This is a genomic window from Actinomyces timonensis (assembly GCF_040702965.1).
In the GTDB taxonomy this organism is placed as follows: domain Bacteria; phylum Actinomycetota; class Actinomycetes; order Actinomycetales; family Actinomycetaceae; genus Actinomyces; species Actinomyces timonensis_A.
The window spans coordinates 1,946,855-1,960,013 of the sequence record NZ_CP159989.1; the positions used below are offsets into that span (position 1 = coordinate 1,946,855).

The 13,159-nt window shown below is 68.4% G+C and carries 11 protein-coding genes and 1 pseudogene; 7 read left to right on the plus strand and 5 right to left on the minus strand.

The genetic code is table 11. The features are described from left to right. Positions 1 to 13 precede the first annotated feature (13 nt). Positions 14 to 1,732: an ATP-binding protein gene (locus ABXS69_RS08440; RefSeq protein ID WP_366180241.1), complete on the minus strand. Its 1,719-nt coding sequence runs from the start codon at positions 1,730 to 1,732 to the stop codon at positions 14 to 16. Positions 1,733 to 1,938: 206 nt separating this feature from the next. Between ABXS69_RS08440 and ABXS69_RS08445 the strand changes: the two genes are divergently transcribed. From ABXS69_RS08445 to ABXS69_RS08460, 4 genes and pseudogenes are all read left to right on the plus strand, one after another. Beyond that, positions 1,939 to 2,268 carry a hypothetical protein gene (locus ABXS69_RS08445; RefSeq protein WP_366180242.1) on the plus strand — a complete coding sequence of 110 codons (330 nt, stop codon included), beginning with the start codon at positions 1,939 to 1,941 and terminating at the stop codon, positions 2,266 to 2,268. Between the two features lie 26 nt (positions 2,269 to 2,294). Beyond that, positions 2,295 to 2,906, plus strand: a pseudogene (gene dcm / locus ABXS69_RS08450) (DNA (cytosine-5-)-methyltransferase); the annotation flags it as partial. 415 nt (positions 2,907 to 3,321) lie between these two features. Next, positions 3,322 to 3,702, plus strand: a complete 381-nt coding sequence (locus ABXS69_RS08455; RefSeq protein WP_366180243.1) for a DNA cytosine methyltransferase — start codon at positions 3,322 to 3,324, stop codon at positions 3,700 to 3,702. A 10-nt stretch (positions 3,703 to 3,712) separates the two neighbouring features. Beyond that, a complete protein-coding gene (locus ABXS69_RS08460; RefSeq protein ID WP_366180244.1) occupies positions 3,713 to 4,156 on the plus strand; it encodes a very short patch repair endonuclease in 444 nt (147 codons plus the stop codon). Here ABXS69_RS08460 and ABXS69_RS08465 read toward each other — a convergent pair. The 3 genes from ABXS69_RS08465 to ABXS69_RS08475 all read right to left on the minus strand — a co-directional run bounded on the left by ABXS69_RS08465 (position 4,143) and on the right by ABXS69_RS08475 (position 6,455). Next, a complete protein-coding gene (locus ABXS69_RS08465) occupies positions 4,143 to 4,358 on the minus strand; it encodes a hypothetical protein (protein WP_366180245.1) in 216 nt (71 codons plus the stop codon). The genes ABXS69_RS08460 and ABXS69_RS08465 overlap by 14 nt on opposite strands. A 91-nt stretch (positions 4,359 to 4,449) precedes the next feature. Continuing rightward, a complete protein-coding gene (locus ABXS69_RS08470; RefSeq protein ID WP_366180246.1) occupies positions 4,450 to 6,225 on the minus strand; it encodes an ABC transporter ATP-binding protein in 1,776 nt (591 codons plus the stop codon). After that, positions 6,222 to 6,455, minus strand: coding sequence for a hypothetical protein (locus tag ABXS69_RS08475; RefSeq protein WP_366180247.1), 234 nt, complete (start codon positions 6,453 to 6,455; stop codon positions 6,222 to 6,224). Before ABXS69_RS08475 ends, ABXS69_RS08470 begins: the two co-directional genes overlap by 4 nt. Before the next feature lie 233 nt (positions 6,456 to 6,688). On the opposite strand from ABXS69_RS08475, the gene ABXS69_RS08480 reads away from it, so the two are divergent. Then, positions 6,689 to 8,059 carry a DEAD/DEAH box helicase gene (locus ABXS69_RS08480; protein ID WP_366180248.1) on the plus strand — a complete coding sequence of 457 codons (1,371 nt, stop codon included), beginning with the start codon at positions 6,689 to 6,691 and terminating at the stop codon, positions 8,057 to 8,059. A gap of 121 nt (positions 8,060 to 8,180) precedes the next feature. Here ABXS69_RS08480 and ABXS69_RS08485 read toward each other — a convergent pair whose 3' ends face one another. Beyond that, entirely contained in the window at positions 8,181 to 8,987 is an 807-nt protein-coding gene (locus ABXS69_RS08485) for a hypothetical protein (RefSeq protein WP_366180249.1), read from the minus strand. 4 nt (positions 8,988 to 8,991) lie between these two features. On the opposite strand from ABXS69_RS08485, the gene ABXS69_RS08490 reads away from it, so the two are divergent. Both ABXS69_RS08490 and ABXS69_RS08495 read left to right on the plus strand, forming a co-directional pair. Then, positions 8,992 to 11,433, plus strand: coding sequence for a helicase-related protein (locus ABXS69_RS08490; protein ID WP_366180250.1), 2,442 nt, complete (start codon positions 8,992 to 8,994; stop codon positions 11,431 to 11,433). Further along, a complete protein-coding gene (locus tag ABXS69_RS08495; protein ID WP_366180251.1) occupies positions 11,375 to 13,159 on the plus strand; it encodes a DUF1998 domain-containing protein in 1,785 nt (594 codons plus the stop codon). Before ABXS69_RS08490 ends, ABXS69_RS08495 begins: the two co-directional genes overlap by 59 nt.

Sequence of the window (13,159 nt, forward strand, 5' to 3'; positions counted from 1 at the left end):
CCGATCAGCACACCTAGCCCAGGAGATATCGGCGATTCTTGCTCTGCGGCGGTGCGGTCGGGGTGATGAGCCCACGGTCCACAAGGTCTCGCAGGATGGGGCGCAGCGCGTGACGCGTCTTGCCTGTCGCTGCCACAAGATCCTGGATACTTCGAGGACTGACCGCGTCAAGGGCGTTGAGCACCTCCCACTCGGCGCCGGTCGCCGTCTCAGTGTGGCGAAGGTCGGCCAGGACGTAGGGACCGTCGTTGACGCCGATGAGCAGGCCGTCTGCGACGAGGTGAGCGAGGACGTCACGACAGTCGTCAGAGTCGAGGCCGAGGTTGGCGCGAAGGTCCGACACGGCCACGCTCCCCTTGTTCCGCGCGAGGGCTAGGGCGATGTCCTGGTGCCGACTCGCCTGTGTGCGCCCAGGCAGGCTTGCAAGCCACTGCTCGGTCTCCGGGTTGACGAGACCGAAGCGAGCAAGCCTGACAACCACGTGGTCGATGGACGATGCCGAGTAGTCGGGGGCGGGGAGTCCACGCTTACGCATCGTGTCCACCATGAGGGCGACTCCGGAGCCCTGGTTCTCGCAGACAGTCGACACGCCGTCGGGCATGGGGACAACCTGAAGCAGCTTCACCAGGCTCGGGTTCCGGGACGTCGAGTACCCCTCCGCGACGTTGTCCTTGGTCCGGTCTCCGTAGAACCCTCCCGGGTTGCTGACCTCCACCCTGTCGGGATAGACATCGACCGCCACCTGCTGCCCACGAACGTAGGTGGAGTAGTCCCGGTGCATGGCTGCGTTGGCGATGGTCTCGCGGACGACCTCCTCGGGGATCTCCGGGAGGTCCTGCCCCCGAGCCCCGTCGACGACGCGGGCGGTGCCGAGGTTCCGCATGACAGTGGCGACGGCGTCCTGGATGGCGGTCGGCAGAGGACCGTCACACATGCGCCGGTCCAGGAACCGGGTCGCGGGGTCCTGGGACTTGACGATGCCAGGGTGGACGGTGACGTCGATGACGACCTGCGGGAGCTCCTGCTGGGGGTAGATGCCGAGTGCGAGGTAGCCGGCGAGCGTGGGCCGGCCGTCAGCCGTAGCGGCGTTGATCCGCTTGAGGGCGCCCACGCGATCGTCCGGGGACAAGCCCCCCAGGGCACGCGAGCCGGTGGAGCGCAGCCGCGCGATGGTCCGATCGACGAGGTCGACGGAGAGGTCGGTGAGCTCGGCTCCGCGGACAGGCTCACGGTCGGTGAGATCATCACTGAACCGGCTGTTGAGGAGGTAGGTCTCGTAGGGCGTGAGGCGCTGGTCGGCATCGCCAACTCGCTTGAAGCTGCCGTTCTGGAGACCCCGCGCGACGACGTAGCACGGCATCTGCGATCGGGGGGCCGGGAGGAGCGGCTGGATGCTCACCGTGAGGACCGGTGAGCCATCGACCTCGTCGTGCTTGATGTCGAACGTGGGCACGGGCGAGACCTTGGGACTCGTCCCCGGCGCCTCGGTCAAGCCGGCACGGAGCTGGTTCGCCACCATGCCGAGGTCGAAGCCGTCAGCCGGAGAGAAACCGTTCGCCTCGTCCAGGCCGAGGACGATGAGACCACCGGCCGTGTTGGCGAACGCCGAGACGGTCTCCCAGATGCTCTTGGGTAGTCCACCGACCGCAGCCTTGACCTCAATCCACTCGTCATCCGTGCGCAGGCGCCGGAGCCGATCGATCTGCGCCTGCAGGGGGTCGTCGCGAACCATAGCGTCACTGTAGGTCAGTGATGCCATCACTTTCTAGAGTGACAGCGTCAGTTCCTCCACTGATCGCGTCAGCATCTCCACTGATCGACGTTGCGCCACCACTGACCGACTGTCGATACCCCGGGAGAGGCGGCGCCGCGCACCCGCACAGCCAGGCCGCCGCGCCCGTCTCGCCAGCCCGGAGCGCACGCCGGCACGCCGGCCCGGTGCGCACGCCGGCCGTCAACGACCGGGACTCGATCCTCCAGTGCGTCGAGCAGACCGGAGCCCTCGGTTTCCTCGTCCTGTCCGGGTCCTCCGCGCCGGACACCGACGCCAGCTTCGACGCGTGGCACAGGGCTGTGCGGGGCAGCACCACGGCACGCACACCGACGTCCCGCACACTCAAGGCCGCCTTCACTCCCGTCACCGTCGACACCTACGTGTTCGAGGGAGCAGACGGCCTTGAGGCCGCTGTCGAGCAGAGGGTCCTCACAGAGTTCCGGCAGGGACGCCTGCAGAGCGGCGCCGCCCGCCGCGAGCGGTCGTTCCCCTGAAGTCGAAGGTGTGTTTAGCTATCCCCATGACGGGCACCCCCTACTCCCGGGCGAGGGAGCACGATCCTGCCTTCACCTACAGCGACCTCTTCGCCGGCATCGGCGGCTTCCACGCCGCCCTGTCCGGCTTGGGAGGCCGATGCGTCTACGCCGTCGAGATCGACAGGGACGCCGCCCGCGTGTACGAGCAGAACTGGGGCATGGACCCCCTCGGCGACATCACCGCCGACGCCAGCGAGAACGGGGTGGACGCCACGAGGGTCCGCGCCCACGACGTCCTCGCCGCGGGCTTCCCCTGCCAGCCCTTCTCCAAGTCTGGCGCGCAGAAGGGTATGGAGGAGACGCGCGGCACTCTCTACTTCAACATCCTCCAGGTCGTGAAGCAGCACCACCCCACCGTGCTGCTGCTCGAGAACGTCCGCAACCTCGCCGGCCCGCGTCATCGCCACGAGTGGGAGGTCATCGTCAGCACGCTGCGAACGGAGGGCTATCAGGTCGCCGACCGGCCGGCGATCCTCTCACCCCACCAGCTCGGACCCGAGCAGGGAGGACGTCCCCAGGTTCGCGAGCGCGTCTTCATCACCGCGTCCCACGACCCCCGTCACATCGGGGCGCCCGAGCCACAGCCTGTCACTCGTTCCAAGGAGTACTACGGCACCGAGTCCGTCGAGTGGAGCATCGAGCACTATCTCGACGACGACGTCGACGGCTACGACCTCACAGCGGCGCAGACCCACTGGATCAACGCCTGGGACGAGTGGGTTCAGCTGTACCGACGTCACAACGAGCCGGGCACGAGGCTTCCCGGGTTCCCGATCTGGGCGGACGCCTGGGCGGACATCGAGACCTTCGAGGCCGACGTCGAAGCGGGCGCGCACGAGGAGACACCCTCCTGGAAGCTCAGCTTCCTGAGGAAGAACGCTGAGCTCTTCACCCGTCACGCGCACTGGATCCCCCAGTGGGAGCGCCGGTGGGGGGTGCACGAGTTTCCCCCGTCACGCCGCAAGCTTCGAGTGGCAGGCACAGGACAGCAGCTCCCTGTGGGACTGCCTCATGCACTTCCGCCCGTCGGGCCTGCGTGCCAAGCCACCGACATACGTGCCCGCACTCGTCGCGATCACGCAGACAAGCATCATCGGTCCTCGTCGTCGTCGCCTGACTCCTCGGGAGGCGGCTCGGCTGCAAGGCTTCCCAGACGGCTTCTCCTTCGCCGGCCAGCCGGAAGCGAGGACGTACAAGCAGCTGGGCAATGGCGTCAACGTCGGTGCCGTCTGGAACGTTCTCAAGCGCCACTGCGAGCGTGACGCGGCGATCCTTCAAAGCACGGCGTCGGGACGGCGGATCCTCCGTGCCGTACGCGAGGCGCCTGACAGCCCGGACGGTCCGGTGAGGGAAGCACTGGGCCACGCACAGCGGGCGTCCGGCCACGACTGAGGGCCGCATAGTGTCCGACGACGCTCTGAACGCACCCGAGCCGCAGCGTACTCCGCCGGCCGACGTCTCGGTCTCTCGCCGCTACGCCCGTCTCGCACGCCGCGACACCTCACCCGAGACCGCGCTACGGCGCGCCCTGTGGCACGCCGGCTACCGGTACCGGGTGCAGTACAAGGTGGAGGGGCTCCCGCGGCGCAAGGTCGACATCGCCTTTCCTGGCAGCAAGGTCGCCGTGCAGGTCGATGGCTGTTTCTGGCACGGCTGCCCTGAGCACGGCTCCCTGCCAGGTCGCAACACCGAGTGGTGGCAGTGGAAGATCGCCCGCAACCAGGCGCGTGACCGCGACACCGACGAGAGGCTCGCCGCCCTGGGGTGGACCGTCATCCACGTCTGGGAGCACGAGGACGTCGAGCACGCGGCGGCAACGGTGATGGAGAGGCTCAAAGCCCCCTGACGGCCCGAGTCCGGCGACCATTCGGGGCTCTGCTCAGGGCCGATCGCACGCCCCGGCAGATGCTGGTGACCAGCTCTCGCATGAGGGTCTTGCCCTCGACCAGGACCGCGTCATTGACCGTGCGCCAGGAGGCCCCAAGACCTGCGACGATGCGCGAGACGGTCAGAGGGTCGATCGCCAGCACCTCCAACGCCCAGCGCATCGCGCGACGCGACAGCGCCCTGCTGCCGCATCCCCGGCACCGACACGCCCAGCCACCCACCCCTCAACTGCGAAGAGCCGGCATAGCCGCGTCAGCAATCCAGGCACCTTTTCGCCTGGATGGCGTACATCTGCGCGTAAACGCCGCCAGCCGAGACCAAAGCGCTATGCGTACCACGCTCGAGGAGTCTACCCTCGCCAACGACAAGAATCTCGTCAGCCATTCGAACCGTCGAAAACCGATGGGAAATGAGAATCTTCGTCGCCCTTGATTCTCCGACGTTAATCTGCTCAAAGACAGCCTCCTCGGCTTGAGCGTCCAGAGATGCGGTAGGCTCATCCAGGACAATGATCGGAGCGTCACGAAAAAGGGCGCGCGCAAGTGCCACACGCTGCCACTCCCCACCCGAAAGCTGACGGCCCTCGCTAAACCATTTTCCAAGCTGCGTATCGAGCCCATGAGGAAGGTCCTCGATCACGTCCATGAGGCGGGCGCGCTCGGCGACCAAAAGGATCCCATCAGCATCATCCATATTCTCTAGCCGCCCAAAACCGATGTTCTGACGAAGAGAGGCTTCATATTGAATGAAGTCTTGAAACAACACTGCCAACTGGCCACGGTAAACATCCAGGTCAATCTCCCGTATGTCAGTACCGCCAATGAGGATCCGGCCGCTTGTCGGTTCATAGAGGCGGGTCAGCAGCTTCACGATCGTGAATTTGCCCGCCCCATTCTCTCCCACGAGCGCGACCGTTCGCCCCGGGGAGAAGGTGGCGGAAAAGTTCAGAAGCGCGGGCTTCGACTGCCCGGGATACTGGAACGTCACATCGTCGAAAACGATTTCCTGAGGATCCACCATCTCCCCGTCACCCGGAGTTCGCTTCGGCAAATCGTCACCTCGTTCATGGGCGGGCGAGAGGTCCAGAAAGTCAAACAGGTTGCCGAGAAAGAGTGTGTGCTCGAAGAGCTGTCCGAATCCTCCAATGAGCATCTGCGCCGCGGCCGTCACGGCCGATATCGCGCTGATATAGGAGGCAAGCCGGCCGACGTCACCAATCGCAAATGAATCAGATATCGCGAAAAATATTGCCACTACTGTGACCGCAACACCCGCAAGCCCTGAGGCGACGCCAGCCGCACCTCGCTTGCCCTCGATCGCCATGTCGACGGAGTAGAATCGCTCCAACATCTCCCGGTAGGTGTTGACGAAATGCGGAAGCAAGCCAAATAGGCGCGTTTCTTTATATGTCTTGTCATTTGTCGCCAGCGCAAGAAGGTACTGTCCTCGACGTCGCTCCTCAGACCGGTTGCGCTCCACGTGCCACAGCCGCTTAACGAAAAGCTGGTTGACTAACACAGGGAGTACGGGCGAAAGGAGGACAAGCAATGCAACCAGCGGGTTCCAACTGATGATAACTCCAGTGACCGTCACAAGCGATATTCCACCCGACACTGTGGCCACCAACTGCGAGAACAATTGATACGGGCGGCTGGTTGCCTCACGCGCAGCGAGTTGGAGCATGTTGTATACCTGGGGATCCTCAAAGTCCGGAAGGCTCAGTTCCCCTGCCTTCTCCATCAACTTCAGGTTGAAGGCGTTGGACACCTTTTGCTCAAGCGAAGCCTGGCAGTAGCCCTGCAAGGTAGTGACGAGCAGGCTAAGACACGCGACGACCCCGAACAGCAACGGGTAGATGAGGAGGTCTGCAGCATCTTCAGCGTTGAGAACGGCGTTGACTGTCAGACCTAGAAGCACAACCTGGGTGGCGGGCACGAGAGCCTCGATTGCGGTCGAGACGAGTATGCCAACTACTCCGCCACGAGCCGTTGACCAAATGAGCGATAGTACTCGAGTCCAGTTATTCAACGCTCGTCTCCAATCTTCCCAATGTATCCGGCGCCGAAGCTCGAAGCCTCGTTCTCGCTTAGCGCTCGCATCCTTCTCTCAAAGGCGTCGCTTGCGAGGGCCCACAGATCGAGCGAACGTTGCTCGACAGCGTTGCCATGCGGCTCACCGTCCTCGACTGGCCCGGTAAGCATATCAACATCATCCCCAAGGGAGAATCTGCGTATTGCAGTCCGCTCAACATACTCCATGCCAGCAGATTCAACCCCGCGCTTGCAAGCGTCGAGTCGAATCTCTATGCGCTAATATTAGTTGAGATAACTGCGGCACGTCAACGATGCGAGCAGGCTCGGCGCCCGAGGCGCCTTGCCTGCTGCACTCCTTCCAAGCAAAAGCGCAGCACGTGCCGCCGCGCTGCGCTAGCCTCGCCTCAGGCCCACAGGCCCAGACCAGCCACCGCTTCTTCGCCCTTCATCACAGCACCATGCCCCTCCTGCTCCCCAGCCTCCAGGCCGAGCGCATCCGCACCGCCGTCGTCGACTACCTGTCAACGACCTTCGCGCTGACAGACGCCGAGCCCCGGCGCGCCCTCGCCGACTTCCTTCAGAACGAGCAGGACGGCGTCTTCGTCGGCCCCTTCGTCCGGCTCCGCCTGCCCTACGTGCCCGCGAGCGAGCGCTCCGACGCCCTCGACTGGGACCCCGGGCTCACGCCCTACCGCCACCAGGAAGAGGCCTACCAGCGCCTCACCACCAAGAACGACCACCGCCCCCAGCCCACCCTCATCACCACGGGCACCGGCTCCGGCAAGACCGAGGCCTTCCTCCACCCCGTCCTCGACCACGTCCTGCACGCCCGGGCCGAAGGCGTCACCGGGCTCAAGGCCCTCATCCTCTATCCCATGAACGCCCTGGCCTCCGACCAGGCCGGTCGCCTCGCCCGCCTCCTCACCTCCGACTCCTCTCTCACCGGCATCCGCGCCGCCCTCTACACCGGCGACGCCTCCGCCGCCCCGACCGCGCGCGTCACCCCCTCCTCCCTCATCACCGACCGTTACGTCATCCGCGACAACCCGCCGGACATCCTGCTGACTAACTACAAGATGCTCGACCAGCTCCTCCTGCACCCGGAGGACCGGGCCCTGTGGAGCGCGTCCGCCTCCTCCCTCACCTATCTTGTCCTCGACGAGTTCCACACCTATGACGGCGCCCAGGGAACCGATGTCGCCATGCTCCTGCGCCGCCTGGGCCTGACCCTGCGCGCCCACCTGGCCGACGACGACCCCCGCCAGGTCGACTACGAGAGCTCCCCTGGGCCCCGTCTGCCCCGTGGCCACCTCCGCCACCCTAGGCGACAGCGGGGACCCCACCCGCATGCTCGCCTTCGCCCGCGACGTCTTCGGCGCCGACCTACCCGCCAACGCCGTCATCACCGAGACCCGTGCCAGCCTCGACGCCTGGGCCGAGCCCCACCGGGAGGCCACCACCGTCCTCGGCCTGAAGGCCCGCCGCCTCGCCGCGCTGTCCCCCGCCGACCTCACCGACCTGGCCGACTTCGCCCGCAGGCCCGTCACCACCCCCGAGCGCATCCTCGCCGATATCGCCTCCATCCTCTACCCGCCGCAGGACGACCGTCCCGCCGACCACACCGCGGGCCTCACCGCCCCCGATCTCGCCCACGCCATCCAGGCTCACCCCGACGTCGTCGACCTCATCCGCCTGGCCGACCGCGCCACTCCCTTGGCCGGGCTTGCCACCTCCATCCTCTCCCCCGCCCAGTTGATCGACCCCACCATCGGCCGCCAGGCCCTGGCCGCGCTCCTCGCCGCGCTCTCCACCATCCGGGCGGGGCTTGACGGCGCCCCCGACCGCGGCGCCGTCGGCGTCGAGGTCACCCTGTGGATCCGCGAGGTCACCCGCGTGGACCGCCTCCTCGATGCCCGCCCAGCCTTCCGCTGGTCCGACTCCGCCGATCAGTCATCCCAGGATGTCCCCGCCCGACCCGCCCTCTACTGCCGCTCCTGCGGCCGCTCCGGTTGGGGTATCAGCCTCGCCCCCACTGGTCAGGGGGAGAAGGTCGACCAGAGCGAGGTACGCCGCGACCGCCTCCTCGGCGACACCCGCTTTCGCGCGCTGCTCGCCGCCCCCGGTGAGGAGGCCGACATCCGTCGCAGGGTCGAGGCCGGTGAGCCGGATCCGGCCCGCCACCACCCCGGGCTTCGTTGGTACTCCGTTGCCGACCGCGAGCTGCTCACCCGCATCCCCGAGGAGGGCTCTCTGGAGGCCCGCGAGGGCCGCTACCTGCCCGTCCTCGTCCTCACCGGCGACGAGCGCGCCATCGCCGAGGACACGACCCACGACGTCTGCCCCTCCTGCGGGGCCACGGACGCCATCCGATTCCTCGGCTCCGCCGTCGCCACCCTCCTTTCCGTCAGCCTGACCACCCTCTTCGGCGACGACGCCCTCGACGACGCCGACAAGCGCGCCCTCATCTTCACCGACTCCGTCCAGGATGCCGCCCACCGGGCCGGCTTCGTCGACCAGCGCTCCCACACCATGAGCCTGCGCTCCGCGCTGCGCGGCGCCCTCAGCGCCGAGACCTCCCTCGAGGACTGGGCCGATGCCACCCTCGACGCCGCGGCGAACGACGCCTTCGACCGTTACCGACTGGTCCCCGCCGCCCTCGCCGAGCATCCGCGGTTCAAGCCCTACTGGAAACCCGATGCCACGATGAGCGAGCGCCGCAAGGCAGCCGTCCACGTGCGCCGTCGTCCTGTTCGACATCGCCTTGGAGGTCGGCCTCCAGTCCACCTACGGCCGCACCCTGGAGGCCACCGGATCCCTGGCCGTCCACGTGGACGCCGGTCAGAGCGCGGACCTGATCCGGATCGCCCGAGCGGCTCTCAGTGGAGACGGCGCGCCCGACGCCCTGCCCGGCCTGGGCCCCCTCACCGAGGCCGACCTGCTCGCCTGGGTGCGCGGGACGGTGGAGCGCATGCGCCGCGACGGCGCCATCGATCACGAGTGGCTGAGGCGCTACAAGGAGGAGGACGGCAGGCGCCTGTGGATCTGGTACAAACGCCGTCGCGACCAGGGGCAGCCCGCCTTCCCCGCCGGACGCTCCGCACCCTCTTTCCCGCAGGTCAAGGGGAATATCAATACCCGCCACTCGGCTTTCACACCGGTCGTCTCCCCGAAGTCCTGGTACGCCACCTGGGCCCGCGCGTGCCTGGGCGTCACAGGATCCCACGCGGCGCGCCTCGCCGCCCTGCTGCTCGCCCGTCTCGCCGAGGCCGACGTCCTGTCAACCACCCGCACCACTTCCGGCGGCACCGTCTACGGCATCCCCGCTCACCGGGTGCTCCTCACCCCGTTGCCGGACGGAAGCGAGGAGGAGCTCCTCCTCGTGTGCGACACCTGCCGCAGCCAGCTTCCCGCCGCGCGCGCCACCGTCGGTCAGCTCGCCGGCGCCCCTTGCCTGGTCGCCCGCTGCCCCGGGCGCCTGGCCGCCACCCGGCACCCCGCTGACAGCTTCTACCGTGGCATGTACACGGCCACCCACGTGCGGCGGGTGGACGCCCACGAGCACACCTCCCTGCTCGATGCCGACAAGCGGGCCGCCGTCGAGCAAGGGTTCAAGCGCCCCACCCAGCAACCCGGAGACCCCAACGTCCTCGTGGCCACCCCCACTCTGGAGATGGGCATCGACATCGGGGACCTGTCCACCGTCATGCTCGGCTCCCTGCCGGACACGGTCGCCTCCTACGTGCAGAGGGTCGGTCGCGCTGGCCGCCGCAGCGGCTCCGCCCTCGCACTGGCCTACGTTCGCGGGCGCCCCAATCAGATCCGCCTCCTGGAGGACCCCGCCCGGCTGCTCGACGGCGCCGTCGCCCCGCCGTCCACCTATCTGGGCGCCGAGGCGATCCTGCGCCGCCAGTTCCTCGCCTATGTCATCGACACTCTCACCCGTGAGGGCCACCCCGCTGTCCCGGGTGGAGGCAGGGGCCGGGCCGATGCCCGAACCGTCTTCGACACGCGCGGTCAGGGCACCTTCCTCGCCGCCGTCACCGAGCGGATCGCCCGCGACGGCGCCCCGCTCGCCGCAGCATTCACCGCGACGTTCGCCGACCGCGCCCCGGCCCTGAAGCGGCTGGCCGCCTGGGCATCCGGCGACGGCGGGGCCGGCCCCCGCCTCATGATCGAGTGCGCCGCCGAGGAGCACCGCGCTGAGGCGGAGCAGCTCCGGCACCAGGATGAGCAGATCAAGGCGGCCCTGCCTGAGCTCATCGCCGCCAAGGACCGTCCCAACGCCACTGAGGAGGACAAGCGCGCCTGGCGGGCCGCTGAGAGCGCTCGCAAGGCCATCACCGCCCGACTCATCGACCTGGAGAACGAGCCCTGGATCGCCGCCCTGGAGCGCCACGGCGTCCTGCCCAACTACGCCCTCATCGACGACACCGTCCGGCTCTCCGCCCGCGTGTCCTGGCGCGACCCGGAGACCGACGAGTTCACCACCGAGCCCTACGACCTCGACCGCGCCTCCACCCATGCCCTGCACGAGCTTCGCCCCCGGCGCCGCCTTCTACACCCACGGCATGGAGATGCGCATCGACGGGGTGGACTCCTTAGACCTGGCCGCGCAGGCGCACTGGTGGCTGACCTGTGCCTCCTGCGGCTACATCCAGGACGACGCCCCCTCCGGTGCGCCGCCCTGCGCCCCGAGCCAGTGCCCGCGCTGCGGGGACACGAGCATCGCCGACGTCGGGCGGGCTCGGCGCGTCCTGCGCCTGACCCGCGTGTTCGCCGACGTCGCCCGGGACGATGCCCGGATCGGCGACACCCGGGACGAGCGGGCTTCCACGCGCTTCGAGGTCCTCCCTCTGGCCGATCTCGACCCCACGCGCGCCCAACGGCAGTGGAGGGTGGACGCCACCGGATTCGGCCTCAGCCGGTTCCGGGGACTGAGCCTGCGCTGGCTCAACAGGGGCCGGACCCTCCCCGGTCAGACCGTCGACCAGATCGGTGGGGCCCCGGTGCGCGCTCGCGGCTTCCGGTTGTGCGAGGCCTGCGGCAAGCTCGACTCCAGCACCGGGGCCTCCTCTCCGGGAGAGCATCGCGCCTGGTGCGCGCACCGCACCGATCCGCGCGAGCACGTCATCCAGATCGACCTCATGCGCGACCTCGTCACCGAGGCGATCGCGCTCATCCTTCCCCAGGAGTTCGCCTCTGATCCGATCGGAGTGGCATCCCTGGCCAGCGCCCTCATGCTCGGGCTGGAGATCGCCACCGGCGGTGCGCCCGACCACCTGGGCGTGATCTCCGCGCCCTACCCCGTCCCCCATGGCTCCCCCGGGGAGACGCGCATGGCCCTGCTCGTGCACGACCTCGTGCCCGGCGGAACCGGCTACCTCACCGATTTCGAGGATCCCGCCGCCATCTGGGCGCTGCTGACGCGCACCGCCCAGCGCCTGGAGACCTGCCCTTGCGCGGCTGAGGGCAAGGACATGTGCCACCACTGCCTGCTTCCCTACCCGATGAGGGACGCCCCCGGGGAGATCTCCCGCGCCTCCGCCCTGCACGCCCTGCGCCTCATCCTCGGCCTTCAGGCCGATGAGACGGCCGGCGACCTCGCCCCGACCGCGCCCCGGTGGACGGTGACCGAAGAGCCCGTGCGTGCCGGTTCCGGCGAGAGCCCCCTGGAGGCGCGCTTCCGCACCGAGCTCAAGGAGCTGCTCTCGACCCGGATGAGCGTGCGCGTCATCGGCGACGCCTCCGGGGCGCCGGCCCTCGAGGTCGATGGCGGTCGCTGGCGGCTGCGGCCTCAGCTGGACGTGGGGCGCACTCGTCCCGACTTCACCGCGCTGCACGTCAGCGGGCGCGCCCCCATCGCCATCTACACCGACGGGCTGAGGTACCACGCGAGCCGCCAGAGCAATCGCCTCGCCGATGACGCCGTCAAACGCGCCGATCTGCGCGCCCACGGCTACCGGGTCATCTCCGTGGCCAAGGAGGATCTCGATGGCGCGTGGAACCCGCGGTGGCTCGGCGAGGAGACGGCTACTGCCTTGAAGAACGGCCACCTGGTCGCAGCCCGCGCCGCGGCCGTCACCGACGAGGCGATCGAGGCCTGGCGCGGCGGGCCCATGGCTCTGCTGGCAGCCATGCTGCGTGATGATGACAGCGGCGTTGGCGCCTGGTCCACTGCGCTGTCCGCCCTCGCCGCCTCGGTCGGGGTGCCGCTCCTCCACGGCGCCGCCGGGCGCAGCGCCTTCTTCGGCGACGCCACGCTCAGCTACGCGGCGGCCGCGCGCCCGGAAGCGGATCCGACCTGGGAGGCGGTCCACGCGCTCCTGCCCTCCCAGGCCCTGCCCTCCCCTCTCGCCCCCACGACCACAGTCTCAGGATCAGTCTTCTACGGACCGCACCTGGCCCTGGCGATCCAGCTCAGCAGCACGAGCACGACCGGTATGGCGCTCGTCATCGATGACTCGGAGGAGGCACTGGCCTCGCCCGAGCACCGGGATGCCTGGCTGACCTGGCTGCGCCTGGGCAACGTCCTTCCTCTATCCGGTGCCCCCGTGACGATCACGACGACGTCCCTCGCCCTCGACGAACTGCGTGATCGCGCTGCCGTCACCGGCGGACCGGGTTCCGGCGCCTCGGCGATGACGGCTCTCGGCTGGGACGGCGTCGACCGGGATCTCGCCGCCCCGCAGGTCCTCACGCTCCTCCCCCATCTCGCGGCGGCCGGTGTGCGCTTCGGGCGGGAGGGCCAGGAGGAGGCCGACGGCGTCATGACCGATCTGTCATGGCCGGACGAGCGCGTCGCCGTCGTCGTCGATGCCCACGACGATGAGGTCGCCGCCCTGACCGCGGCCGATTGGCGGGTCGTGAGGGTGGGGCATGATGCTGCCGTCACCGCCAACGAGATCCGCTCGCTTCTGAAAGGACGCTGA

Coding starts and splice junctions, on each gene's coding strand:
- ABXS69_RS08440 (WP_366180241.1), bottom strand. CDS start 1,732: ATGGTTCGCGACGACCCCCTGCAGGCGCAGATCGATCGGCTCCGGCGC.
- ABXS69_RS08455 (WP_366180243.1), top strand. CDS start 3,322: ATGCACTTCCGCCCGTCGGGCCTGCGTGCCAAGCCACCGACATACGTG.
- ABXS69_RS08465 (WP_366180245.1), bottom strand. CDS start 4,358: ATGCGCTGGGCGTTGGAGGTGCTGGCGATCGACCCTCTGACCGTCTCG.
- ABXS69_RS08475 (WP_366180247.1), bottom strand. CDS start 6,455: ATGGAGTATGTTGAGCGGACTGCAATACGCAGATTCTCCCTTGGGGAT.
- ABXS69_RS08480 (WP_366180248.1), top strand. CDS start 6,689: ATGCCCCTCCTGCTCCCCAGCCTCCAGGCCGAGCGCATCCGCACCGCC.
- ABXS69_RS08485 (WP_366180249.1), bottom strand. CDS start 8,987: ATGTCGAACAGGACGACGGCGCACGTGGACGGCTGCCTTGCGGCGCTC.
- ABXS69_RS08495 (WP_366180251.1), top strand. CDS start 11,375: ATGCGCGACCTCGTCACCGAGGCGATCGCGCTCATCCTTCCCCAGGAG.